Genomic DNA, 23,281 nt, shown 5'->3' with positions numbered 1-23,281 from the left:
AGCCGCGCGGCCAGGCGCGGCGCCAGCAGATCCTGCGAAAGCGACGGATCGCACCGGTTCGCCACCGCACCTTCGTCCCTGGCCGGTGCGGTACTAACCCCCGTGCCTCCCGGCAGCGCGCCTCAGGAAGCCCTCGATCGCCCGCGCCGACCCTTCGGGCGCGAGCTGCAGCACGAGGTGCGGGGCGTCCACCGTGACGCACTCGAGATCGGGCCGCAGGCGCCGCAGCTCGCGGAGCACGCGCGGCGGCACCAGCGCGTCGCCCGCGGCGCCGAGGTAGAGCAGGGGCGCGGCGCAGCGCTGGAGCAGCGCGCGCGCGTCCACCGTGAGCACCTCGCGCACGCGCGCCGCCATCACCGCGGGGTCGACGGTCTCCACGTTCGCGGCCACGCGCTCGAGCCACTCGGCGGACGCGCGCGCGCCGACCAGGTAGCGGCGCGAGACGAGCTCCGGCGCGCGGCGGCGGAAGAGCCACGGGCCGACGAGGTGCCGCGCGAGCGACGGGACGAGCCACACCGGGTTCGTGACGAAGGTGGCCACGAGGACGACGCCGACGAGCCCGCCGGGGCGCCGGCAGGCCAGGCGCAGCGCGAGCGGCCCCGAGAACGACTCGCCGAGCAGCGCGTAGGGCCCGGCCGCGGGGATGCGCTCCGCGACGAGCGCCTCGAGCGCGTCGTAGTCGAGCGCCCGGTCCGCGGGGTAGGAGATCACCTCCGGCGCGATGTCGCCGGACAGCGCCTCGAGGAACGGCGCGAAGAGCGCGCCGGTGCCGTCGAGGCCCGGGAGGAGCAGCAGCCGGAGCGGCGCGGTCACGGGCGCGAGCATCCCCGAGCGCCACCCGCGCGGCAATCCGGCCGCGGCGCCGCGCGGAGGGCTTTGCTCGTCTCGCGCGCTCGGCTATGCGGAGGCTCATGCCGCTCCACCCCCTCGCAGGCCGTAAAGCCCCGCCCGACGTGCTGATCGATCCGGACAAGCTGCGCGCGCAGTACTACAGCGAGAGCCCCGACCCGGGCGACCCGCAGCAGCGCGTCGCCTTCGGAACCTCCGGCCACCGCGGGTCGGCGGCGCGGCGCAGCTTCAACGAGGCGCACGTCCTCGCCGTCGCCCAGGCCATCTGCGAGTACCGCGCGAAGCAGGGCACGACCGGCTCCCTCTACCTCGGCATGGACACGCACGCGCTCTCCGAGCCGGCGCAGCGCACCGTCATCGAGGTCTTCGCCGCCAACGGCGTCGACGTGATCTTCGCCGAGCACAACGGCGTCACGCCGACGCCGGTCATCTCGCACGCGATCCTCACCCAGAACCGCGGGCGCACCCAGCGGCTCGCGGACGGCGTCGTGATCACGCCCTCGCACAACCCCCCCGACGACGGCGGCATCAAGTACAACCCGCCGAACGGCGGCCCCGCGGACACCGCCGTCACCGGCTGGATCGAGGACCGCGCCAACGAGCTGCTCCGCGGCGGCAACGCGGGCGTGAAGCGCACCCCGTACGAGGCCGCGCTGCACGCGCAGACGACGCACCCGTACGATTTCATCGGCTCCTACGTCGCCGACCTCGGCAACGTCGTGGATCTGGAGGCCGTGCGCGGCGCCAAGCTGCGCCTCGGCGTCGACCCGCTCGGCGGCTCGAACATCGCGTACTGGGGGCCGATCGCCGAGAAATTCGGGCTGGATCTGACGGTCGTGAACAAGGCCGTCGACCCCACCTTCAGCTTCATGCCCCTCGATCACGACGGCAAGATCCGCATGGACTGCTCGTCGCCGTACGCGATGGCGAACCTCATCGCGCTCAAGGACGACTACGACCTCGCGTTCGGCAACGACGCCGACTCGGACCGCCACGGCATCGTCACGCGCAGCGCCGGGCTGATGAACCCGAACCACTACCTTGCGGTCGCGATCTCCTATCTGTACCAGAACCGTCCGCACTGGCGGCCTGACGCCGCGGTGGGCAAGACGCTCGTCTCGAGCAGCATGATCGACCGGGTGGCGAAGGACCTCGGCCGGCCGCTCCGCGAGGTGCCGGTCGGCTTCAAGTGGTTCGTGGACGGGCTGCTCGACGGCTCGCTCGGCTTCGGCGGCGAGGAGAGCGCGGGGGCCTCGTTCCTGCGGCGCAACGGGCAGGTGTGGTCGACGGACAAGGACGGCATCATCCTCGATCTGCTCGCCGCCGAGATCCTCGCCCGCACGGGCCGCGACCCCGCCGAGCACTACCGCGACCTGACCGCGCGCTTCGGCGCGCCGCTCTACACGCGCATCGACGCGCCGGCGACGCCGCAGGAGAAGAGCGTGCTCAAGAAGCTCTCCCCCGAGGCGGTGCGCGCCACGAGCCTCGCGGGCGAGCCCATCACCGCGAAGCTCACGCGCGCGCCCGGCAACGGCGGCGAGATCGGCGGGCTCAAGGTCGTCGCGGAGAACGGCTGGTTCGCCGCGCGGCCCTCGGGCACCGAGGACGTCTACAAGATCTACGCGGAGAGCTTCAAGGACCAGGCGCACCTCGATCGCGTGCTCGACGAGGCGCGCGCGATGGTCGCCGACGCCCTGTCGGCGAAGTGAGCCCGGCGCGGCGGCGCGGCGCCACGCCGCGCCCGCCGCGCTCGGAAGCGCTCGCCGAGCCCGGCGAGCGGCAGCGCCCGCCCTGCTCAGAAGCGCTTGCCGAGCCCGGCGAGCGGCCGCACCGCGAACTCGGCGCTGATCGGCGCGCTCCCCTCGGCCCCGCGCTTCGCCTGCTGGAAGAAGTAGGTCTGCGCGTCGACCTGGCCGAGCAGGTAGAACCCCGAGGGCAGGTCGACCATCAGGCCGACCCCGGTGCCGAGGAAGCCGACGAAGCTCGTCCGCGGCGCCGCCACGCCCCGCGTCTCGAACGCCTGTTGAAGCACCCCTGCGCCCGCGCTCACGCCCAGGTCCAGCGTCACCCGGGGGAAGTCCCACGCGTGCGCGACCCGCACCTCGAGGTCGAGCTGGTCGACGCTCGCCCGCAGCGTGTCGTTCTCGAACCCGCCGCGGCAGGCGCCCAGGCGCGGCATGACGCTGAGCTGGCGGAGCTCCAGCGTGTAGCCCGCAAACGCGCCCTGGCAGGGCGACTCGCCCGCGTGGAACGCCGTGCGCAGCCGGTAGCCTGCCTGCGCGCCGTGCGACGCTTCCACGCCCTCGTGGCCCTTGCGCACGAGGCGCGCGTACTCCGCCCTGGAGAGCATCCCGTCCGCCACCGCGAGCGTCCTCCCTGCCTCGACCGTGATCTCGCCCTCGAGCAGGAAGTCCTTGCCGCGGCCTCGCACGAAGTAGCGCCCCGGCTTCACGCTGAGCCGGCGCGAGGCGTCCGTCGCCGCGACCTCGGCGACGATCGGCCCCTGGCTGCCGCCCTCCAGGAGCAGGTACGTCCTGCCCGCGGGCAGCTCGACCGTGCCGCGGTGCGCGGCGCGCGCGGGCAGCACCGTGAGGGCGAGCTTGCCCTGGCCGCGCAGCTCGTACCGGAACGTCGGGTGCTGCGTCCCGGCCAGCGTCTGGCTCGTCGCACGGATGGTGGCCTCGGAGACGTGCCGATAGGCCTCGTCCAGCGTGACGACATCGTTCCTGTCGTCGTCGGCCGCGCCCATGAGCCCCGACGTGAGATAGTGGGTGAAGAACGAGCCTCCCAGCGCGTCGGACTCCTGCGCATCCTCGTTGGCCGAGCTCGCCGTCAAGAACACGACCCCTTCGCCCGCGAGGCGCGCCTCCGTCCTGATCGTCAGGGGCGGCGCGGCCGTGCCGCCCTTGACGCGCGTCAGGGCGCCCGAGCGGCAGGCGTCGACGATGAGGAGCCGGAAGTGCGCCGCCGAGCCGCGCGCGAGCTGCTCTATCTCGGGCAGCTCCATGAGCGTGTTGCCCAGGTGGAGGGCGCGGGCGTCCCCGTGGCCCGAGTAGTAGATGACCAGCACCGCCTCGACCCCGCCGCCGGTGATGTCCTGGCGGATGCGGCTGTTCATGGAGATCAGCGCGCGGCGCATCGCCTCGGCGCCGCCGCCGCGCAGGAGCGTCACGTTCGACGGCGGGAAGCCGCCGATCCCCACGAGGACGTCATGCACCTTGAGGGCGTCGGCCTCGGCATACCGCAGCTCGACCTCGCCCCTGAGCCCCGCGTTGTTGCCGGCGATGACCGCATAGCGCTCGACCCGGGCGAGCGCGGGAGAGGCGACGAGCAGCGCCGCGACGGCCAGGGTGAGGGCGAAGGCAAAGGCGGCGATCCTCGACCGGAGGACGCCGGTCACGGGGCCGCCCGCTTGTCGATCAGGACGCGATCGACGCGGCAGCCCGCGGGCGCGGGAGGGCGATCGGGCGCGGACTCGAGGGCGGCGCGGAGGGGCTCGAGGTCGACCGGAGCGCGGCAGAAAAGGCCATAGAGGGTCTCCGCGCCGAGCGCCTCGTCGAGCACGACGCTGCTCGGCAGCGGGACCTCCTCGCCTGCCTGGATCGGCGCCGCGGCGGCCCCCGCCGGGAAGTAGATGCTCGCCTTGTGGGCGCCATCGACGCTGAGCAGGGCGAAATACCCAGCCTCCGCGGCGGAGTATGTGAACTGGAGCCGGTCGCCCGGGTGGACCACCTCACCCGGCCCGCCCGGCACGGCGCCCTCTCCCCGCGCGACATAGAAACCGATCCGGCCGTCCCCGCCCTTGGTGCGCGTGCCCTGCTCCGCCTGCACGACGCGCGCGCCGCGGTCGCCGCCGGTCGGCCCCGCGTCGCCAGTCGGCCCCGCGGGCGGCCGGGTGCGGAGGACGAGCGCCAGGACGGCCGCGGCGCCGAGCGCCGCCGTGACGGTGGGGACCAGCGCCCACGCGCGGGGCCGCCGGACGGCGGGCGCCGGGGCGCGCGGCGGCGCAGGGAGGCGCAGCGGGGGAGGATCGGCGAGGAACGCGGCGCGCCCCGCGTCGAGCGCGGCGAAGCGCGCCGCGCACCGCCCGCAGCCGTCGAGGTGCGCGCGGGTGGCCTGCTCCTCGGCCGGAGCGAGCTCGCCGGCGAGCAGGCGGTCGAGGCGCAGGTCCGACGGACAGCCCTCGGGGCGAGATCTCTCGAACGGGATCATGCAGGCCTCCTCTCCAGGGCTTCCGCCCACCGCTTCACGCGGGCGAGGAGGTCGCCCACGTGCCGCCGCGAACAGCCCATGATCGTCGCGATCTCCTCATGAGTGCTCTCATCGATGTAGTGGTAGATGGCCGCCTGAGCCAGCTCGTCGGGGAGCTCGGCGAGGAGCCGCGCGGCCTGCACCGTCTGCTCCGCGCGCGGGGCGTCGACGTCGCTCGGCGGCACGCCCGACCCGAGCAGGCGCGCGCGGTTCTTGCGGTCGCGGATGCGGTTGAGGCAGCGGTGCGTCGTGGCGCTGTAAAGCCACGTCGCGGGCGAGCTCCGCTGCTCGAACTGCCCGGGGGACTGGACGAGCGACAGGAACACCTCCTGCAGCACGTCGCGCGACTCCTCCTCCGAGCCGAGCAGCGCGCGGGCCCGGCGGAGCACGTGGTGCCCGTGGGCCCGGTAAAGCCGCTCGACGTCCAGCTCGCCCTGCACCGGGCCCGACGCTACCATCGAAACCACATCCGCGACATGACCTGACCCGCTGGGCGCTCACCAGAGGTTCGCGCCGGTGAGCTGATCGGCCGGCACGATCCTGATGGTCACCTCGGAGTCGAACTCCTCCGGGTTGGGCACGAGGCGGTCGTCTGCGTCTCCGCCTTCTGCGATTCCGCAGCTCCTCGCGTCCGGCGTCACCTTGCAGTCTTCGTAGGCCTGCAGCTCGGCCTCGGTCATGGGACGCCACTTCATCAGGTGGTATCCGGCCGTGAGCGCGCCGCCCAGGAACCGCTCCGATTCGGTCCCCGGCTGGACGTCGGTCTCGACATAGACCAGCATGTACTCCTCGGCGAGGCCGGCGATGGCGGCGGCGGCTTCGACGTTCGGGTCCATGCCTTCGTGGAGGACGCCGATGTACCCGGTGCTGAACCGGCTCTCCGACGGCCGCGCGCCGCCGAGCGTGAAGTCGTTCAGAGCCTCGGCGGGGGGCGGCACGCTGAGGTCGATCGTGAACTCCGCTGGAAAGCTGCCGACCACGGGCGCGCTGTCGATGTGCGAGAAGTCGTTGATCAGGAAGTTGTAGTTGAGGATGGCCGTGTACAGGTCGCTGGTGTCCACACCGCCGTCATCGACGATGGCGCCCTGGATCGTGGCGAGCGGCTCGCCGCGGTACTCGGGATCGACCTGCGCGTCGCACGCGAGGAGAAGGAACGACGAGGCGACGACGGCGGAGACGAGCGGAAACCTGTTCATCATGGGACTCCCTGGTTGAAGGACCCCCGTTGGGACCGCGAGGACCCCATTTCGGGCAAGCGGCGCGCGTCGAGATCCTGCTCCCCGACGCGGGAGATGCCGGTCCCGTGTCTCTGCAAAATTCCGTTCCTGCGCACCGTGAGGGCGCGATAGCAGCTCAGAAAAGCGACAGCTGCCGCTTCGCGCCGCTCATCGCGTCGAAGTCGGGCCCGCCCAGCCACCGGAGCACCGAGTCGGCGATCGGCTTGAGCTGCTGCGACACGTAATGGTCGTAGTCCGGCGGCGCGGTCGTCTGGCCGGCCGGCTCGGGGCCCGCGCGCGTGATCACATAGGCCACGATCCGCCCCGCGTCCCCGCCCAGCTTGCGGGCCGCCTTGACGTGCGGCGGCGTCGTCTTCGTGTAGGCGCCGAGCGGCTTCCGCAGCGCCTTCTTGTAGACGAGCTCCGCGTCGAAGCGGCCCGCGCGCAGATCCGCCACGAAGGCCCGCACGAAGGCCTCCACCGGGCGGTCGTGAAAGACGAGGTCGAGCAGCTCCCGCTGGAAGCGCCGCGCCACCGCGCTCGCGTCCCGCCGGACCGCCTCGAGCCCGACGATCTCGAGCCGGCCGCCCTCCTCGCCGGCGACGAGGCCCGCGTAGCGCTTCTTGCTGCCCTGCGCGGCGCCGCGCAGCTCGGGCAGGAGGAAGCGGGCATAGACCTTCTCGAACTCGAGCTCCAGCCGGCTCTCGCAGCCGAAGGTCCGCTCGATCTCGGCGGCGACGGACTCGGACACGATGGCGCGGAGCTCCTCGGCGCGGGCGAGCGCGCGGGCGGGGTCGGGCTCGCCGCTCTCGACGAAGAGCGAGTCGGTGTCGCCGTAGAGCACCCGGTGCCCGGCCCGCCGCACCGCCTCGGCCGCGAGCCGGATGACGTGCTGGCCGGCGCTCGTGATCGCGTTCGCGACGGCCGGGGAGAACAGGCGCGACGCGGGCGAGCCGAGCACGCCGAAGAGCGAGTTCATGAGGATCTTGATCGCCGTCGCGCCGCGCTCGTCGCCCGCCCGCCGCGCGTGGGCCCGCTCGTCCCAGAGGCGCGCGACGAGCTCGGGGAGGATGCCCGGCTCGCCCCGCCGGAAGGCCGCGCCCCCCGGCGTCACGATCAGCGACTCGGGCGGCGCGCCGTCCCCTGCCACGTACGTCAGCGGGTCGATGTTGAACGTGCGGATCAGGCTCGGATAGAGGCTCTTGTAATCGTAGACGAGGATGTTGCGGTAAAGCCCCGGGACCGGCTCGAGCACGAGGCCGCCGGCGATCTCGACCTCACCGTCCGGCGCCTCGCCCGACACCGAGGGCGCGACCTTGCCCCGGGCGCGGAGCGCGGGCAGGTAGAGCGAGTCGATCGCGGCGATCTGCGCGCCCACCCGGTCGAGCTGCATGCCGGTGAGCAGGCTCCTGCGCACCGAGAGCTCGACCAGCCCCGTCTTCTCCAGCAGATCGCGGACGAGGCGGGCGTCCTCGAGGTTGTACTCCGCGAGCCGCGCCGGGTCGTCGTGGTACGACGCCTCGATCTGCGTGCCCCTGTCGTCGGGCCCGAACAGCTTGCCGCGCCCGAGGATGGTGCGCGCGGCCGTCTCGAGCCGGTAGTCGTCGAGGCGCATGAAGGCGCTGCGGAGGAGCGCGAGCCCGTCGAGCACCACGCGCCCCTGGAGGATGGCGCGCCCCTCGCGCGTGAAGCCCGGGTCGCGCAGGATCGAGATCTCGTCGGCTCCTCTCCCGAGCGCGCACGAGAGCCCGGCGCGGCGGCAGTAGCGCTGGAGCGCGGGCAGGTCGAAGTCCGGGATGTTCCAGCCGGTGAGGACGTCGGGGTCTGCCTCGGCCACGTGCGCGAGGAGCCGCTCGAGGCACGACCGCTCGTCGGGAAAGCGCTCGACGTACGCGGGGAGCCCGCCGGGCACGGGCTCGTCCCGGACGAGGAAGCAGCGCTCGCCGCCGGCGCCCGCGACACCCACGGCATAGAGCTGCTCGCCGTCGAGGCTCGTCTCGATGTCGAGCGACAGGACGCGCAGCGCTGGCACGAAGGTCGCGGGGGCGAGCTCGGGGTTGCGGTACACGCGCCCGACGCCGGGGCGCAGCTCGAACGGCCCGGAGAGCGCGAACGCCCCGCGGATGCCGCGGTCGATGAGGAAGCGGTAGGCGAAGCGCACGTCCGCCTCGAGGCAGTCGGCGCCCGCCTCGCCGAGCCTGTCGCGCAGCGCCGCGGCGTCCCGGGGGAGGGCGGCCTCGATGCGCAGCACCGGCTCTCCGTCGAGCGTCTCGAGCGCCGCGGGGGAGACGCGGTTTCCCGCGAGCCGACGCGCGATGTCCTCGTCGCGGGCGCGCACGAAGAAGTAGGGCCTGAACCTGTCCTCGATGATGAGCGCCGGCGCGCCGTCCTCCATCACCGCGTGGAGATGGATTTCCGGGCATCCGGCGACGACCCGGTAGGTGGGCGTGAGGATGAAGCCGCGGTCAGGCATGTGCGGGCGCGCGAGGGCCTCCGGTCGAGCTCATCGCCTGCGCGGGGCGGCCAGGACCGCTCCGCGCCACGCCGCACTTGACCACCGGGGCCCGCCCCCCGCAAGCCCTGTCGCCCGCGGCGCCGGGGATTTCCCGGAGGGCGCGAGGGTCCAGGGAAACGGGCGTCCGCCGGAGAGGGCGCCTCATCGCGGAGGAGGCCTCGATTGCGCGGGTCCTGGCGAGGCGCCAGCCCTTGACGCGAGGCCTCAGACGTCGCGCCGGTGATCCGCCCGGGTGCGCGGTGATTGCCCTCCTTGCGCGCCGCCGGGCGGCGAGATGGGCAGTGCGGTCCCGTCGATTCCGTCGAGAGCGGGTCCGCCGATTGCTTAACAGTCCAGACGTGATGACCCGCGGGCGTCCATGGATTCTCCGTGAAGCGCGCCGCGGAAAGCAGGGAAGGGAACCAACCATGATGCGCCATCATTTCAAGCATCGCGTCGCGGTGATCGCCGCGCTTGCCGCGAGCGTCCTTGGCAGCGCCGCGCACGCGTCCGGGCGGGGGGGTTATGCGCAGTTCTCTCCGCAGCAGCAGGTGAATCTGCAGCAGCAGGTGAATCTGCAGCAGCAGGTGTCGCAGCAGCAGCAGGTGAATCTGCAGCAGCAGGTGTCGCAGCAGCAGGCGAGCCCGAAGGGCGTTCAGACCCAGGTGCTGGACGGCGCCATCGCGGGGGTGATCTCGGCGTCCAACCAGTTCGAGATCACGCAAGCGACGATCGCCCGCCGGCAGGCGCGGTCGCGCGAGGTCAAGGACTTCGCCCGGGAGATGCTGGAATCCCACAGCCAGTCGGCGCGTCGCCTGAGCGCGCTGCTCCAGCGTCTCCGGATCAAGGTGCAGCCGACGCGGGTGAGCTCGATGCTCATCGGGCACTCGTCCGTGGTCGCGGCCTACCTGCGCAGGCAGCCGGCCCGGAGGTTCGATCAGGCGTTCATGGCCGCCCAGGTCACGACGCACCGTTACACGCTGCGGATGCTGGACGAGCAGTTCATCCCGAAGGTGAAGGATCAGGCCCTGAAGGAGGAGCTCCAGAGCATCCGCGGTGAGGTGGCGAGCCACCTGGAGCGCGCGCAGGCGATCCAGGCGGTGCTGGCCAAGCAGCAGACGGCCTCCCATCGGGGTCGCTAGCCCCGCCGCGGTTCGTCGCTCTACCCACGACGTCCTGTGCCCCTCGTGCTGCGCACGCCGGACACAGGACGTCGATTGCGCTCAGCCATCTGCCCGTCCCCACCCCGCGCGACGAGCGCCCCCTCCGGGGGCCGGGCTCCCGTCAGGGCGCGAACACCGCGCGCATGCACCCGTCCGTGCGCTCCTCGAACAGCCTGTATCCGCGCGGCCCGTCGTCCAGGCACAGCCGGTGTGTCACGAGGTACGACGGATCGATGTCGCCGCGCTGCATGAGGTCGAGCATCCTCGGGATGTACCGCGGTCCGTGCTGCTGGCCGGTCCTGAGGATCAGCGCCTTGTTCATGAGCGCGCCGAGCGGGATCTTGTCGGCGAACCCGGAATAGACGCCCACGACCGACACCGTGCCTCCCTTGCGGCACGCCAGGATCGCCTCGCGCAGCACGAGCGGGCGGTCGTTCTGCAGCCGGAGCGCCTGCTTCACCCGGTCGACCGCGTACTGCAGGCCCGAGCCGTCGGCCTCCATGCCCACCGCGTCGATGCACGCGTCGGGCCCGCGCCCGCCCGTCATCTCGCTGAGCGCCTCCTGGACATCGACCTCCTCGTAGTTCAGCACGTCGGCCCCGCCGTGCGCCTTCGCCATCGCCAGCCGATCCGGGACCCTGTCGATGGCGATGACGCGCTCGGCGCCGAGCAGATACGCGCTCTTGATCGCCATCTGGCCGACGCCGCCGCACCCCCAGACCGCCACGACCTGGCCCGGGCGGATATCGCAGAGCTCGGCCCCCATGAAGCCCGTCGTGAGCGCGTCGGAGGCGAACAGGGCGCTCTCGTCCCGCACCCCGTCGGGCACCTTGAACGCGCCGTGATCCGCGAACGGCACGCGCACGTACTCGGCGTGGCTCCCCGCGTACCCCCCGAACGCGTGCGAGTAGCCGAAGATCGCGCCCGTCGTGTCGCCGAGGATCCGGTCCGCCACCGCGTGGTGCGGGTTCGAGTTGTCGCAGAGCGACCACAGATCGCTCTGGCAATACGCGCATTGCCCGCACCCGATGATCGACGACACCACCACCCGATCGCCCCGCTGGACCCGCCTCACCTCCGCGCCGGTCTCCACGACCTCGCCGAGGAACTCGTGCCCGAGGATGTCGCCCTCCTTCATCGTCGGGATGTACCCGTGGAGCAGGTGCAGGTCCGAGCCGCAGACCGACGAGAGCGAGACGCGGACGATGGCGTCATGCGGGCTGAGGACCCGCGGCTCGGGCACCGACTCCACGACGATGTCATTCACCCCGTTCCAGCAGATGGCTCGCATGGTCACTTCCTTTCACCGCCCGCCCGGCCGGAAGGCTGTCCCACCGTCGTCGGGATCTCGCCGATCTCGATCCATTGCCTCAGCCGTCGCAGGTCGCCCCGCAGCCGCCTCCTGGGCAGCTCCGCGAGCAGCCTGCCGGCCGCGCGCGCGACAGGCCCTCTCGGCCGCGCGCCGGGCAGGACCGCCTTGACCTCCGTGCCCCGCTCGCCCGGCGCGCTCGAGAGCGACACGACGCCTGTCCTCCCTCGCTCCAGGCCGACCATCCCGATGGCCCAGATCGACGCGGTCCCCTCGCTCGCGCCCATCTCCGCGCGCCCGACGCTCTGCAGGAAGCGCCGGACTCCCTCGGCGTCGTGCAGCGCGCGCAGCACCCCCGCGCGCGGCCTGCTCACCGTCACGCTGCTCGCGATCCGCGGCGGCGGGACGCCGAGCGCCCGCAGCACCGGCGCCGCGAGCTCGACCCCGAGCCCCGGCCGCTCCTCGGACAGCCCGGTGAGCCGCTCGTAGGCGCGGTAGGCCGCCGTCTCGACGCGGCTCCACAGCCGCCGCGCGACTCCCCTCTTGCCCGGCAGCGGCGCGCACTGCCCGCCCTGCCTCATCGCGCCGAGCTGCTCTCCCAGCGAAGCTCTCTCCTGCTTCGCCGGCGGCGCGCCCGCGTCCCCGCCCGGCGCCTGGCCCGCGGCCTGCTCCCCCCGCTGCGCCGCGGCGCGCGCGCGCAGGACAGCCTTCGCTCTTCCCATCTTTCCTCCTTCGAGCCTCGTCCCGAGAGCCCGCGAGGGCGTGTTGCAAGCAGGCGGCCACTCACGATGATCCAGCCGCTCACGGCTCACCGCTGCTCCGCTTCCGCCATCGACCCTGCGAGCGGCCCCAACCAGGACTTCATCTCAAGCGCGCGCTCTGCGGCGCTCGAGAGGAAGATGGATTGCAGCGTGGAAAGAAGAAGGTTGCGGGAACCGAACTTCCGGGCGATACTCCGCGCGCCAGGACGTTCTTTAGATCACATGATGTCCGGCGTAAGGTCACTCCCGATTAGCCTAAGGTAGATACGGAGATATTAACCTATGAAGAATAGAATTTTCCTGCATGGCTTGAATCTGGCCCTTTGCGGTCTGGCGGTGGCGGCGTTCGCTGCGTGCGGCGACGACGGCGGCGAGGGGAGCGGGGGCGCGGGCGGCGGCTCGGGCAGCACCACGTCGGGCACCGTGAGCTCGACGACGACGACCACGGGCACGACGGACCCCACGACGACGACAACGACGTCCTCGTCGTCGGCCGCGACCACCTCCGCGACGACGGGCACGGGCGGCGGCCCCCAGAGCATCGAGCTGATCGATGACATGGAGGACAACGACAACGCCATCCTCGCCGAGGGGGGCAGGGTCGGGTACTGGTACACCTTCAATGACGAGACCGCGGGCGCCACGCAGAACCCGCCGCCCGATCCGGAGGGCACCGGCGAGACGCCCTTCACGATGACGGAGCTCGCTCCGGCGCGCGGGCAGAGCACCACCGCGGCGCGCTCGTGGGGTTCGGGCTTCGAGACGTGGGGCGCCGGGTTCGGCTTCGATCTGAACAGCCCCGAGGGGGCCAAGGCCGCCTATGACGCCTCGACGTACACGGGCATCACGTTCTGGGCCAAGGTCGGCGCGGGCTCGGTCAAGAGCGCGACCGTCATGATCTCGGACCCGGGCACGGATACGGCGGGCACTGTCTGCACGACCGAGTGCGACAAGTGGCAAAAGACGCTCGCCCTCACCGAGGAGTGGCAGCAGTTCACCATTCCCTTCACGGAGCTGAAGCAGGGCGGCTGGGGAACTCCGGCGGGCACGGAGCAGATCGACGCGACCCAGCTCTACTCGATCCAGTTCCAGGTCGGCGTCGCGCCCGAGTTCGACCTCTACATCGACGATCTCGGCTTCTACAACTGAGCGCCCGCGCGCTGGCCTTCCGGGGGCCCTCGACCTGAGGGCTCTCATCCACTCTGCGCCTGCCGCGACTCCGGGTAGCCCGAGCGGCGACCCGGGCGCGGCTTCTCCCCACCCGCCGAAATAATTGCTTGCATCGCGGGCGCGCCCCGGGCAAACGTGGCCGCGCGTAGCACCTGCTCCCAGGACAATGTCCCTCCTCGAGCTCGCATCGATAACGAAGCAGTTCCCGGGCGTGAAGGCCCTCGACGGCGTGTCGTTCGACCTCCAGCAGGGCGAGATTCACGCCCTCTGCGGCGAGAACGGCGCGGGCAAGAGCACGCTCATCAAGATCCTCTGCGGGTATTACCCGGCCGGCACCTACGGCGGCGAGATCCGGCTCTCCGGCCGCACCGTGGAGTTCAGCGGCATGCGCAGCGCCGAGGAGCACCGGATCGCCCTCATCGCGCAGGAGCTCGCGCTCGTCCCCGAGCTCACCATCGCCGAGAACCTGGTGCTCGGGCGCGAGCCCGTCCGCGGGGGGCTCATCGACTGGGACGCCGTGCGGGCCGTGGCGCGGGAGGCGCTCGCCCGCGTGGGCCTCGACGTCGACCCCGAGCGCCCGATCAAGGACCTTGGCATCGGCCAGCAGCAGATGGTCGAGATCGCGAAGGCGCTGCTCAAGGACGCGAAGATCCTCGTCCTCGACGAGCCCACCGCGGCGCTCACCGACTCCGGCGTGAGGACGCTGCTCCGCCTGCTCGACGACCTTCGCTCCCGCGGCGTCTCGTGCATCTACATCAGCCACCGCCTGGAGGAGGTCTTCGAGATCGCCGACCGCGTCACGGTGCTCCGGGACGGGAAGTCGATCACGACGCAGCCGCGGGCCGCGCTCTCGCCCGACAAGGTCATCTCGCTCATGGTCGGCCGCGAGGTGACGAACCTCTATCCGTGCCCGCCGCCGCCGGAGGGCCAGGTCGCGATCTCGGTCGAGCGCTGGTCGGTCGAGGACGCCGGGCACCCCGGCCGGTTCGTCCTGCGCGACGTGAGCTTCGAGGTGCGCGCGGGCGAGGTGCTGGGCATCGGCGGCCTCATGGGCGCCGGGCGCACCGCGCTCGTCTCGACGCTCTTCGGCGCGGCGACGAGCCGCGTCACGGGCACGGTCTCGGTCCGCGGCGGGCCCGCCTCGCCGCCGTTCAGGTCGCCCTCCGAGGCGATCGCCGCGGGCATCGCGCTCGTCAGCGAGGATCGCAAGCGCTTCGGCCTCGTGCTCGAGTCGACGCTCCTCGACAACATCACGCTCGCGACCCTGCGGCGGTTCGTGAAGGGGCTCTTCCTCGATCACGCCCAGCGCGAGGTCACCGCGGTCGAGCAGATGAAGGCGCTCCGGACCAAGGCGTCGGGGCCGCTCGCGCTCGCCAACCAGCTCTCGGGCGGCAATCAGCAGAAGATCGTGATCGGCAAGTGGCTGATGACGGGGCCGCGCGTGCTCCTGCTCGACGAGCCGACCCGGGGCATCGACGTCGGGGCCAAGGCCGAGATCTACCAGCTCATCCACAAGCTCGCTTCGGACGGGCTCGCGGTGGTGCTCGTCTCCTCCGATCTGCCGGAGCTGCTCGGCATGAGCCACCGCGTGCTGGTCCTCTCCCAGGGCAGGATGACCGCCTGCCTCGATCGTCAGGACGCCACGGCCGAGCGCGTGATGGCCGCAGCAACGAGGAAGGTGACGGAATGAGCGAGGCGAAGCTTCGCGTGCGTATCCCCTGGCGCGCCCTGTCGATGGTGGGCTCGCTCATCGCGATCTGGGTCGCCTTTTCGATCACGACCGACGGGACGTTCGTGACGCCGCGCAACCTGACGCTGCTCGCGCGGCAGATGTCGGTGACCTCGATCCTGGCCGTCGGCATGGTGATGGTCATCGTCGCGGGGCAGATCGACCTCTCGGTCGGCGCGCTGGCCGGCCTGCTCGGCGCCACGTCGGCGATGATCTACGTGAACCTCGGCTTGCCGCTGCCGGCCGCGTTCATCGCGCCGCTCGCGCTCGGCGCGCTGCTCGGCTTCGTGCAGGGCACCCTCGTGGCGCGGCTGCGCATTCCGCCCTTCATCGTCACGCTCGGCGGGATGCTCATCTTCCAGGGCGCGATACTCGGCTTGACGGGCGGCGTGTCCCTCTCGCCGGCGCGCCCGTACCTGTTCGTCGGCCAGGCGTACGTGCCGCACGCGCTCGGCTGGGCGGGCGCCGGCCTGCTCTGCCTCGCGCTGCTGTACAAGGCGGCGCGCGCGACCGGCCCGGCGCGCTTCCCGTGGATCGGGCTCGCCGCGTTCACCGTCGCGTTCGCCGCCCTGATGAACTCGTACCAGGGTGTCCCGTTCCCCGTGCTCCTCGTCCTCGTGCTCGCGACGGCGTTCACGGTGCTGGCGAAGCACACCGCGTTCGGCCGGCACCTCTACGCGATCGGCGGCAACCGCGAGGCGGCCTTCTACTCCGGCATCAACATCGATCGTCACCTCATCGCCGTGTTCACGCTGATGGGCGTGATGTCGGGCATCGCGGGCGTCGTGCTCACCGCCCGGGTCGGCTCGGCGACCTCGGACGCTGGCCGCATGATGGAGCTCGACGCCATCGCGGCCGCCGTCATCGGCGGCACGTCGCTGCTCGGCGGGCAGGGCACGATCTGGGGCGCGCTGCTCGGCGCGCTCGTGATGGCCTCGCTCGACAACGGCATGAGCCTGATGAACACCGAGAGCTTCTGGCAGCCGATCATCAAGGGCGTCATCCTCATCCTCGCCGTCGGCATCGACATGGCCAGCCGCAAAGGCCGCGGCCACTAGAGCGGGGCACACCCGCTTCGGATACGGGCCCACCTCGAGCGGGGCACACCCGCTTCGGATACGGGCCCACCTCGGCGTTTTCGGTGCTCGGCGTACCGGAGTACGCCTGCGCGCCGAAAACGCCGATCTGGGCCCGTCTCCTGTGCGGGTGAGCCCCGCTCTGGTCAACGCTCGAGGGCCAAAGACCTAGCTGGAAGGCGGTTGGTCGGGGGCGCGTCGGGGCACTCCGGAAGGGGACCCGACCCAGGGGCAACCGGAACCGCTTTCATGGTGCGTCGGTCGGCTCGGCGCGCGCGGATGCACTGAAGAGGTTGCGGCCGATGGCGCGCGCGGCGGCCAGATGAGAGGCTGGAGCCTGCGTTTCAGAGTCGTGCAGGAGCTCGGACGTCACGACGGATGCGCCGCAGTAATCGAAGATCCCATGGTCGATCTGCGTCTTCATGGCGCCGGTATAGCCGTGGCGCTCGTAGGTTCGCGCGTCGCTGCCCGCGAGGGCGACGAGATGAACGCGGAGGTCGCGAAGCTTCTTCACCAGCCCAGCGTCCGGGCTGAAGTCGAAAGCCCAGCCATTGGCGAACACGCGATCGATCCACCCCTTGAGAAGCCCCGGCATCGACCACCAGTAGACGGGATAGACCAGCACAAGGGCATCGGCACGATCGATCCTCGCCTGATAGGCGGCGACATCGGCGGGGGGCGGCGCCTTGCTCCGATGGACGGCGAGATCGGCCGCGGTGAACCTCGGATCGAAGGCCTCCGCCGCGAGATCCGCGATCTCGAAAGAATTGCCGGACAGGGACACCCCCTCGGCAACCTGCGCGGCGACGCCATGGGTGAGCGACCCGGGCTCGGGATGCGAGACAACGAGGAGCGCGTGCATCTTGAAACTCCTGCTCGCTGATCACAGCGGCATAGTCTGTTACCTTTGGTAAGTTACGTTTGGTAGGTTGATCTGTCAAGCGCCGATGCCAGAGAACCTCATCTCCGAGCGCGACGGCGCGGGTAAGCGTCTCGGAGCGCGAGGCGACCACGGCGGCACGAGGCGACGGAGCGACCCTCGCGCTCGGCCGCGTCGGGGCAGGCGCGCACCGGCGCGCCCAGAAGATACACCAGGTGTACGAATTTCAGTGCACCTGGTGTATCGATATGATATACCAGGTGCATCATGTCGCCTCGGGATCCCATCGAATTCATCGAGAAATTCGGGGCACTGTGGAAGTGCCTGATGGCCGTCTCCGACGAGACTTACGCGGACGAGAAGCTGTTCAGCGTTCAGGCGAGGTTCCTGCGCTACATCGGCGAGCACCCCGGCATCTCGCAGGCCGAGCTGGCGCGCGCCACGGACATGGCGGCGACGCTCACGGGGCGGCTGCTGCAGACCTTGCTGGAGCGGGGCTTCGTCGAGCGCGAGCCGAGCCGCGAAGACCGGCGCGAGTACGTGCTCACGCTCAGCCCGGCAGGGGAGCGCATGCGCCGGCGCGTCGTGGACGCGCGCGACCGCTTCGCGGCGCGGGTGGTCTCCGTGCTCGACGAGCGGGATCTCGATGACTTCGACCGCATCGCCTCCAAGCTCTTCGCGGCGTTCAGCGCCGCTCCCGCCCCGGACGCGGCGGCGCGCGGCGCCGAGCCTGGTCCTGGACGGCCCTCCCGCTCCCAACCACGAAGGAAGGCCCGCAAATGAGCAAAAAGATCGCGATCAACGGCTTCGGGCGCATCGGGCGCTGCATCGTGCGCGCCCTGTCGCAGCGCGGCGTTTCGGACATCGAGCTGGTAGCGCTCAACGACCTGACGAGCCCAGAAACGCTGGCTCACCTCTACAACTACGACACGGTGCACGGCCGCGCCGAGCGCCGTGCGGTCGCCGCCGAGGGGCGCTTGCTGATCGACGAGCGCTCCGTTCGCGTGCTCGCCGAGAAGGACCCGGCCAGGCTCCCGTGGGGCGAGCTCGGCGTGGACATCGTGCTCGAGTGCACCGGTCTCTTCAGCGATCGCGACAAGGCGGCCGCGCACCTCGCGGCCGGCGCGCGCAAGGTGATCATCGGCGCCCCCGCCAAGGGCCACGACGCCACGATCGTGCTCGGGGTCAACACCGAGGACTACGACGGCTCGGCGCACACCATCCTGTCGTGCGGCTCCTGCACCACCAACTGCCTCGCCCCCGTGGCCAAGGTGCTCCTGGAGGCCTTTGGCCTCGAGCGCGGGCTGATGACGACCACGCACGCCTACACCAACGATCAGGTGCTGCTGGACGTGCCGCACCGCAAGGGCGACCTGCGGCGCGCCCGCGCGGCCGCGCAGAACATCGTGCCCACCTCGTCCGGCGCCGCCAAGGCGCTCAGCGAGTGCCTGCCGGCGCTCGCCGGCAGGTTCGACGGGCAGTCGATGCGGGTGCCCACGATGGACGTCTCGCTCGTCGATCTCACGTTCGAGAGCACCCGGCCGCTCTCGAAGGACGCAATCCATGCGGCCATGAAGCGCGCCAGCGAGGGTCCGCTGCTCGGCATCCTCGGCTACACCGAAGAGCCGCTCGTCTCCAGTGACTACCTGGGCGATCCCCGCTCGGCCATCTTCGACGCGACGCTGACGCAGGTGATCGGGGAGCGCTTCGCGAAGGTGTTCGCCTGGTACGACAACGAGTGGGGCTTCTCCAATCGGATGGTGGAGCTCGCCCAGCTCGTGGCGGCGAAGCCCTGAGGAGCGCCGCGGCGGCAGCGACGCTCGTCCTCCGCGCTCAGGGAACAAGGCCCGTCGCGGCGCCCATCCTCTGCGCCTGTCACGGGGAGAGACCTCGAGCTCCCTCCACACTCCTTGCCTCGTCGCCCCCGCGGAGGAGGGGAAGCGCCGGCGGCGCTCAGCGCCGCGCGGGCAGCGCGCGGCGGCAGACCTCGATCCCGGCGCGGAGGTTGCCGTGCGTGGTGACGCCGGAGAGGTCGACCTCGAGGCCGCACAAGGACTGAGCGACGGCGGGCCCGATGCCGGTGAGGACGCCGCTCGCGCCGAGCAGGCGGATCGCGCGGACGATGCGGACGAGGTGGTCGGCCGTCGCGGCGTCGACGCTCTCGATGCCGGTGACGTCGATGATCGCGAAGCGAGCGCCCGTGCGCACGACCTCGTCGAGGAGCTTGCTGGTGATCTCGCCCGCGCGCGCGTCGTCGAGCGCGCCGATGAGGGGCACGGCGAGCATGCCCTCGGCGACCTGGAGGATGGGCGTGGACAGGGCGCGGATGAGCGCCTGCTGGCGCTGGATGACCGCGAGCTGATCGGCGATGGCCTGCCGCTGCCGCTCGAGCTCGGCGATCGTGGCGGCCATTTGCGCTTCGTGCTCCCGCTGCGCCGTGATGTCGTGGCCGATGGCGAGGATGTGCGTCGTGCCGTCCTGCTCGACGAGGGGCACCTTGATGATGGACATCCACCGCACCTCGCCGTTCGGGCGCGTGACGGGTTGAACCCTCGTGACCCGCTGCATGCGCGCGAGCACCTCCCGGTCCATCTCGTGGATAACGGCGAGCTCGGGCCGGGAGGAAGGCAGATCGGCCACGGTCTTGCCCACCGCCCCGTCCGCCGTGAGGTCGTACATCTCGGCGTAGCCCTTGCTGACGAGCTTCATCTTGCCTTCCCGATCCTTGACCGTGACGATGATCGGGATGGTGTCGAGCACGAGGCGGATGAACTGCCGCTCGCGCTCGATGGTGAGCTCTGCCCCCTTGAGCTCGGTCGTATCCATCCGCAGGCCGACGAAGCTGCCGTCGGCGAGGCGGGTGCTCTTGAGGGTGAGCCAGCGGTCCCCGAACCGCCGCATGTAGACCTCCCCGGGGCGGCGATGGTCCGCGAGGCGACCGGCGACCCACTCGTCTTCGCTGACGCCGCTGTGGAGGTGGATCCCGTTCCGGCAGCCCTCGCGGACGACGTCCTCGAACGTATTGCCTATCTGGATGGCGGCGGCGCACTCGGGGTAGAGCGATTTGTACGCCGTGTTGAAGAAGCAGAGCCGCTCGTCGGCGTCGTAGATGACGAAGCCGACGTCGAGCGCCTCGGCGGCCGCGAGCAGGCGCGCGCCTTGCTCGCGCGCCGCCTGCTCGGCCCGGCGTTGCTCGGTCACGTCGCGCAGCGCGAGGAGCACGGCGGCGCACCCGCCCGAGGGGTCGACGAGCGGGCTGAGGCTCCCCTCGGCGAGGACGACGCGCTCGCCCGCGAGGCGGAGGGTGAAGTCGGGCGGCAGGGCGCGCGGGGCGCGCTCGCGGAGCACCTGCTCGAGCAGCGCGCCGAGGGGCGGATCGGACCTCAGGGCCTCATCGACGGGCTCTCCGCGCGCCGCGGCCGCGGCGGAGAGGCGCTCGGCGGCGGGGTTCAGCGCCAGGATCCGGCCGCTTCCATCGAGCAAGAGCAGCGGGTCGACGCTGCAGGTGAAGGCGAGCGAGTAGAGATCGACAGGAGCGTCGCTAGGCATCGGGAGGAGCGTAGAACAAGATCTCCGCAGGGTGTCAGCCTCGGTGACCCCATGGCGCATCCCCACGCAGCGGAGCTGCTCGCCGAGCCCGGCGTGCGCTCGAACGCTCGAACCGCCGGACGATGGCGGTCGCCGACACGGCGCCACCTTGACCACCACGCGCCGTGGCACACCGGAAGGCGGTACCGGCATTGCCCGCCCATACACCCACAGACGCTGTGAGCAAGTCCTGGGACCGTGGCGCGCGCCGAGCTTGGCCCGCAGCGGCAGCCTGTCTTGATCCGCTTCGCCTGTCGTTCGCCCGGCTTTGCTCTCATGCACGGCTGGCGCGATCGGATTGGTCGCGGCGGATCGATCTCGGTATGTTCTCCGCGATGAACGGTGACCTCGTCCGCCTCTCGTCAGCGGTGCGCGCTCGGCTCGCGCGTCTCGGCGCGAACGTGGCCCATGCGAGCGCCGCCGCGCGGGCGCCGTCCAGCGGCGAGCTGAGCACCGAGCAGTTCTTCACCTTCTGGGAAGCGCTCGGCGCGTCGTCGCCGCACGACGTCGGGCTTCGTCTGGCGACGGAGACGCAGGTGCACGAGTACGACATCTCGTCGCTCGCGGCGCTGCACTCTCCCGACCTCGGCACCGCCTTGACCAAGCTCGCCCGGTACAAGCGGCTCTGCGGGCCGAAGGATATGGCCATCGACACGAAGGACAGAGAGGTGGCGATTCACACGACCTACCTGCACGCGCCCGGCCCCATGCCCCCGCGCCTGGTCGATGCGTCGCTCGCCTCGCTCCTCGTGCTCTTGCAGCGAGGCAGCGGGCTCGCGCTTGCGCCGAGGCGCGTCGAGCTCTCTCGCGCGCGCAGCGACGAGCCGATGCTGCTGCGCTTCTTCGGCTGTCCGCTGCGGTTCCGCGCGAAGCGCGACGCGCTCGTCCTCGAGGAGCGCCTCCTGACGGCGCCGTTCATCACGCACAACGCCGACCTGTTGCAGGTGCTCGTCCCCAGTCTGGACCAGAGGCTCGCGCCCCTCGAACATGGCTCGCTCGTCGAGCAGGTCCGCGCGGCGGTCGCTCGCCGCATGTCGGGCGAGCGACCGAGCGTCGCGAAGGTGGCGCGCGAGCTGTCGCTCAGCACGCGCACGTTACAGCGGCGCCTCGGCGAGCTGGGGGTCAGCTATCAGCACGTGCTCGACGAGGTCCGGCACCACACCGCGCTGCGCCTCCTGCGCACCGACGACGTCGACGTCAACGAGATCGCCTTCCTGCTCGGCTTCGACGAGGTCAACTCCTTCACGCGGGCGTTCCGAGCCTGGGAGGGGACGACCCCGAACCGCTGGCGTGATTCGATTGCTTCTTGGCGCGATCGGATTTGATGGCTGGCGCCTCGAGCACGATGCTTCGTGCATGACAGAGAACAGCTCGCAGGTATGGTTCATCACCGGAAGCTCGCGGGGGCTCGGCCGCGCCCTCGCCCTCGCCGCGCTCGCCGCGGGGCGTCGCGTCGTCGCCTCGGCGCGCAAGCCCGCCGATCTCGATGACCTCGTGAGACAGCACGGCGACCGCGTGAAGGCGGTGGCGCTCGACGTCACCCAGCCCGAGCAGGCCGCGCGCGCGGTCAAGGAAGCGGTCGACGCCTTCGGCCGCATCGACGTGCTCGTCAACAACGCGGGATATGCGAACATCGACTCGGCCGAGGACATCCCGCTCGACGATTTCCGCGCGCAGATCGACGCCAATTTCTACGGCGTCGTACATGTCACGCGCGCGGTGCTGCCCGTGATGCGCGAGCAACGCAGCGGGCGCATCCTGCAGATCAGCTCCATCGGCGGACGGCGTGGTGGCACGCCGGGCCTGAGCGCGTACCAGGCGGCGAAGTTCGCCGTCGCGGGGTTCAGCGAGGTCGTCCTCAACGAGGTCGCGCCGCTCGGCATCCAGGTCACCATCGTCGAGCCGGGCGGCTTCGGCACCGACTGGGCTGGCAGCTCGATGAAGATCCACGCGTCGCGGCCCGACTACGAGGCCACCGTGGGCGCGACCAACAAGCGGCTCCGGGGCAACCCCGGCGCGGCGCGCGGCGCGCCCGAGAGGGCCGCGAAGGCGCTGCTCGAGCTTGCGTCGATGGACAGGCAGCCGCGACGCCTCTTGCTGGGGAGCGACGCGTACGCGCTCGCCAAGCTGACGCTGCGAGAGCTTGGCGCCAGCGACGACGCCCACCGGGCCCTCAGCGCGAGCACCGACGCCGACGGCTTGCCCGACTTCGCCGACACCGACGTGGGCCGAGAGATGCTGAAGCTGCACCGCGACTGAAGAGATCGTGAAGGGAACATGAGGCAGATTCCGCTCGAGGCCGCCATCGAGCGTCACGGCGCCCGCCGTTCGGCGCGAAGCGGCAGACCGGCGGCGCCCAGCGCTACTCGAGCAGCGCGAGCGTCCGCGGATCGGGCTCGGCACCGCAATACTTGTCGAGCGCCGCGCGGAACGTCTCCTCGTCGGGAGCCGCGCGGGCGAAGAGGGTCATCGACGAGCAGAACTTCATGTCATCGGGGCTGTCGAAGATATCGTACAGCGAACACCCCTCGATCTGGTTCACGAGGCGAGTGCACTCGAGCAGTCTCGGGCCGAGCGTCGGGTGCTGCAGATAGGCTTCGGCCTCGGCCTTCGAGGCGATGCCATACCTTCGAGCCATCGCGCTGTAGCCCAGGCCTTGCAGCTGCGGGAAGATGAACCACATCCAGTGGCTGGTCTTGTGTCCTCGGCGCAGCTCGGCCAGGACGCGGTCATAGACCGGAGCCTGCGCGTCCACGAATCGTTGTAGGTCGTACGGATCCGGCATGGGCGCTCC

The 23,281-nt window shown here is 71.3% G+C and carries 20 protein-coding genes; 9 read left to right on the top strand and 11 right to left on the bottom strand.

Annotation, left to right across the window (positions count from 1 at the left end; translation table 11 throughout):
* Nucleotides 1-93 precede the first annotated feature (93 nt).
* Nucleotides 94-825, bottom strand: coding sequence for an alpha/beta fold hydrolase (locus WME89_RS35630; protein WP_438004100.1), 732 nt, complete (start codon nucleotides 823-825; stop codon nucleotides 94-96).
* Between the two features lie 86 nt (nucleotides 826-911).
* Between WME89_RS35630 and pgm the strand changes: the two genes are divergently transcribed.
* Nucleotides 912-2,558 carry a phosphoglucomutase (alpha-D-glucose-1,6-bisphosphate-dependent) gene (gene pgm / locus WME89_RS35625; protein WP_438004099.1) on the top strand — a complete coding sequence of 549 codons (1,647 nt, stop codon included), beginning with the start codon at nucleotides 912-914 and terminating at the stop codon, nucleotides 2,556-2,558.
* An 86-nt stretch (nucleotides 2,559-2,644) separates the two neighbouring features.
* On the opposite strand, the gene WME89_RS35620 is transcribed toward pgm, so the two are convergent.
* The 5 genes from WME89_RS35620 to WME89_RS35600 all read right to left on the bottom strand — a co-directional run bounded on the left by WME89_RS35620 (nucleotide 2,645) and on the right by WME89_RS35600 (nucleotide 8,790).
* Nucleotides 2,645-4,249, bottom strand: a complete 1,605-nt coding sequence (locus WME89_RS35620) for a caspase family protein (RefSeq protein ID WP_438004098.1) — start codon at nucleotides 4,247-4,249, stop codon at nucleotides 2,645-2,647.
* Complete coding sequence (locus WME89_RS35615) at nucleotides 4,246-5,061, bottom strand: anti-sigma factor family protein (RefSeq protein WP_438004097.1); 816 nt, start codon at nucleotides 5,059-5,061, stop codon at nucleotides 4,246-4,248. The genes WME89_RS35620 and WME89_RS35615 overlap by 4 nt, the downstream gene beginning before the upstream one ends.
* Nucleotides 5,058-5,558 carry an RNA polymerase sigma factor gene (locus tag WME89_RS35610; RefSeq protein ID WP_436622233.1) on the bottom strand — a complete coding sequence of 167 codons (501 nt, stop codon included), beginning with the start codon at nucleotides 5,556-5,558 and terminating at the stop codon, nucleotides 5,058-5,060. Before WME89_RS35610 ends, WME89_RS35615 begins: the two co-directional genes overlap by 4 nt.
* A 39-nt stretch (nucleotides 5,559-5,597) precedes the next feature.
* Entirely contained in the window at nucleotides 5,598-6,299 is a 702-nt protein-coding gene (locus tag WME89_RS35605; protein WP_438004096.1) for a hypothetical protein, read from the bottom strand.
* Between the two features lie 154 nt (nucleotides 6,300-6,453).
* Complete coding sequence (locus WME89_RS35600; RefSeq protein WP_438004095.1) at nucleotides 6,454-8,790, bottom strand: DNA polymerase II; 2,337 nt, start codon at nucleotides 8,788-8,790, stop codon at nucleotides 6,454-6,456.
* 383 nt (nucleotides 8,791-9,173) lie between these two features.
* Between WME89_RS35600 and WME89_RS35595 the strand changes: the two genes are divergently transcribed.
* The gene (locus WME89_RS35595) at nucleotides 9,174-9,953 is read left to right on the top strand and encodes a DUF4142 domain-containing protein (protein ID WP_438012013.1); all 780 of its coding nucleotides are present in this window, start codon (nucleotides 9,174-9,176) and stop codon (nucleotides 9,951-9,953) included.
* A gap of 142 nt (nucleotides 9,954-10,095) precedes the next feature.
* Here the strand turns inward: WME89_RS35595 and WME89_RS35590 are convergent, their stop codons facing one another.
* Both WME89_RS35590 and WME89_RS35585 read right to left on the bottom strand, forming a co-directional pair.
* Nucleotides 10,096-11,265, bottom strand: coding sequence for a zinc-dependent alcohol dehydrogenase (locus WME89_RS35590; protein WP_438004094.1), 1,170 nt, complete (start codon nucleotides 11,263-11,265; stop codon nucleotides 10,096-10,098).
* A gap of 2 nt (nucleotides 11,266-11,267) precedes the next feature.
* Nucleotides 11,268-12,005 (bottom strand): hypothetical protein, encoded by a 738-nt coding sequence (locus WME89_RS35585; protein ID WP_438004093.1) that lies wholly within the window; start codon nucleotides 12,003-12,005, stop codon nucleotides 11,268-11,270.
* A 321-nt stretch (nucleotides 12,006-12,326) separates the two neighbouring features.
* On the opposite strand from WME89_RS35585, the gene WME89_RS35580 reads away from it, so the two are divergent.
* The 3 genes from WME89_RS35580 (at nucleotide 12,327) to WME89_RS35570 (ending at nucleotide 16,001) form a co-directional block, all read left to right on the top strand.
* A complete protein-coding gene (locus WME89_RS35580; RefSeq protein WP_438004092.1) occupies nucleotides 12,327-13,193 on the top strand; it encodes a hypothetical protein in 867 nt (288 codons plus the stop codon).
* 187 nt (nucleotides 13,194-13,380) lie between these two features.
* On the top strand, nucleotides 13,381-14,904 hold the full coding sequence (locus WME89_RS35575) for a sugar ABC transporter ATP-binding protein (RefSeq protein WP_438004091.1): 1,524 nt from the start codon (nucleotides 13,381-13,383) through the stop codon (nucleotides 14,902-14,904).
* Nucleotides 14,901-16,001, top strand: a complete 1,101-nt coding sequence (locus tag WME89_RS35570) for a sugar ABC transporter permease (RefSeq protein WP_438004090.1) — start codon at nucleotides 14,901-14,903, stop codon at nucleotides 15,999-16,001. Before WME89_RS35575 ends, WME89_RS35570 begins: the two co-directional genes overlap by 4 nt.
* Before the next feature lie 265 nt (nucleotides 16,002-16,266).
* On the opposite strand, the gene WME89_RS35565 is transcribed toward WME89_RS35570, so the two are convergent.
* Nucleotides 16,267-16,881 carry an NAD(P)H-dependent oxidoreductase gene (locus WME89_RS35565; protein WP_438004089.1) on the bottom strand — a complete coding sequence of 205 codons (615 nt, stop codon included), beginning with the start codon at nucleotides 16,879-16,881 and terminating at the stop codon, nucleotides 16,267-16,269.
* A gap of 285 nt (nucleotides 16,882-17,166) precedes the next feature.
* On the opposite strand from WME89_RS35565, the gene WME89_RS35560 reads away from it, so the two are divergent.
* Both WME89_RS35560 and gap read left to right on the top strand, forming a co-directional pair.
* Nucleotides 17,167-17,682, top strand: a complete 516-nt coding sequence (locus tag WME89_RS35560) for a MarR family winged helix-turn-helix transcriptional regulator (RefSeq protein WP_438004088.1) — start codon at nucleotides 17,167-17,169, stop codon at nucleotides 17,680-17,682.
* A complete protein-coding gene (gene gap / locus WME89_RS35555) occupies nucleotides 17,679-18,695 on the top strand; it encodes a type I glyceraldehyde-3-phosphate dehydrogenase (RefSeq protein ID WP_438004087.1) in 1,017 nt (338 codons plus the stop codon). The genes WME89_RS35560 and gap overlap by 4 nt, the downstream gene beginning before the upstream one ends.
* Before the next feature lie 157 nt (nucleotides 18,696-18,852).
* Here the strand turns inward: gap and WME89_RS35550 are convergent, their stop codons facing one another.
* Nucleotides 18,853-20,448 carry a PAS domain-containing protein gene (locus WME89_RS35550; RefSeq protein WP_438004086.1) on the bottom strand — a complete coding sequence of 532 codons (1,596 nt, stop codon included), beginning with the start codon at nucleotides 20,446-20,448 and terminating at the stop codon, nucleotides 18,853-18,855.
* Nucleotides 20,449-20,822: 374 nt separating this feature from the next.
* Here WME89_RS35550 and WME89_RS35545 point away from each other — a divergent pair, with 374 nt between their 5' ends.
* Entirely contained in the window at nucleotides 20,823-21,812 is a 990-nt protein-coding gene (locus WME89_RS35545) for an AraC family transcriptional regulator ligand-binding domain-containing protein (protein WP_438004085.1), read from the top strand.
* A gap of 31 nt (nucleotides 21,813-21,843) precedes the next feature.
* Nucleotides 21,844-22,746 carry an oxidoreductase gene (locus WME89_RS35540; protein ID WP_438004084.1) on the top strand — a complete coding sequence of 301 codons (903 nt, stop codon included), beginning with the start codon at nucleotides 21,844-21,846 and terminating at the stop codon, nucleotides 22,744-22,746.
* 103 nt (nucleotides 22,747-22,849) lie between these two features.
* Here the strand turns inward: WME89_RS35540 and WME89_RS35535 are convergent, their stop codons facing one another.
* Nucleotides 22,850-23,272: a DUF1810 domain-containing protein gene (locus WME89_RS35535; protein ID WP_438004083.1), complete on the bottom strand. Its 423-nt coding sequence runs from the start codon at nucleotides 23,270-23,272 to the stop codon at nucleotides 22,850-22,852.
* Nucleotides 23,273-23,281 lie beyond the last annotated feature (9 nt).

It is taken from the genome of Sorangium sp. So ce321, from assembly GCF_051530195.1.
Lineage (GTDB): Bacteria > Myxococcota_A > Polyangia > Polyangiales > Polyangiaceae > Sorangium.
The sequence above is the reverse complement of the archived record's forward strand: the minus strand, read 5'-3'. Positions and strand labels throughout refer to the sequence as shown.

Coding starts and splice junctions, on each gene's coding strand:
- WME89_RS35630 (WP_438004100.1), bottom strand. CDS start 825: ATGCTCGCGCCCGTGACCGCGCCGCTCCGGCTGCTGCTCCTCCCGGGC.
- pgm (WP_438004099.1), top strand. CDS start 912: ATGCCGCTCCACCCCCTCGCAGGCCGTAAAGCCCCGCCCGACGTGCTG.
- WME89_RS35615 (WP_438004097.1), bottom strand. CDS start 5,061: ATGATCCCGTTCGAGAGATCTCGCCCCGAGGGCTGTCCGTCGGACCTG.
- WME89_RS35610 (WP_436622233.1), bottom strand. CDS start 5,558: ATGGTAGCGTCGGGCCCGGTGCAGGGCGAGCTGGACGTCGAGCGGCTT.
- WME89_RS35605 (WP_438004096.1), bottom strand. CDS start 6,299: ATGATGAACAGGTTTCCGCTCGTCTCCGCCGTCGTCGCCTCGTCGTTC.
- WME89_RS35600 (WP_438004095.1), bottom strand. CDS start 8,790: ATGCCTGACCGCGGCTTCATCCTCACGCCCACCTACCGGGTCGTCGCC.
- WME89_RS35595 (WP_438012013.1), top strand. CDS start 9,174: ATGACCCGCGGGCGTCCATGGATTCTCCGTGAAGCGCGCCGCGGAAAG.
- WME89_RS35590 (WP_438004094.1), bottom strand. CDS start 11,265: ATGCGAGCCATCTGCTGGAACGGGGTGAATGACATCGTCGTGGAGTCG.
- WME89_RS35585 (WP_438004093.1), bottom strand. CDS start 12,005: ATGGGAAGAGCGAAGGCTGTCCTGCGCGCGCGCGCCGCGGCGCAGCGG.
- WME89_RS35580 (WP_438004092.1), top strand. CDS start 12,327: ATGAAGAATAGAATTTTCCTGCATGGCTTGAATCTGGCCCTTTGCGGT.
- WME89_RS35575 (WP_438004091.1), top strand. CDS start 13,381: ATGTCCCTCCTCGAGCTCGCATCGATAACGAAGCAGTTCCCGGGCGTG.
- WME89_RS35570 (WP_438004090.1), top strand. CDS start 14,901: ATGAGCGAGGCGAAGCTTCGCGTGCGTATCCCCTGGCGCGCCCTGTCG.
- WME89_RS35565 (WP_438004089.1), bottom strand. CDS start 16,881: ATGCACGCGCTCCTCGTTGTCTCGCATCCCGAGCCCGGGTCGCTCACC.
- WME89_RS35560 (WP_438004088.1), top strand. CDS start 17,167: ATGTCGCCTCGGGATCCCATCGAATTCATCGAGAAATTCGGGGCACTG.
- gap (WP_438004087.1), top strand. CDS start 17,679: ATGAGCAAAAAGATCGCGATCAACGGCTTCGGGCGCATCGGGCGCTGC.
- WME89_RS35550 (WP_438004086.1), bottom strand. CDS start 20,448: ATGCCTAGCGACGCTCCTGTCGATCTCTACTCGCTCGCCTTCACCTGC.
- WME89_RS35545 (WP_438004085.1), top strand. CDS start 20,823: ATGAACGGTGACCTCGTCCGCCTCTCGTCAGCGGTGCGCGCTCGGCTC.
- WME89_RS35540 (WP_438004084.1), top strand. CDS start 21,844: ATGACAGAGAACAGCTCGCAGGTATGGTTCATCACCGGAAGCTCGCGG.
- WME89_RS35535 (WP_438004083.1), bottom strand. CDS start 23,272: ATGCCGGATCCGTACGACCTACAACGATTCGTGGACGCGCAGGCTCCG.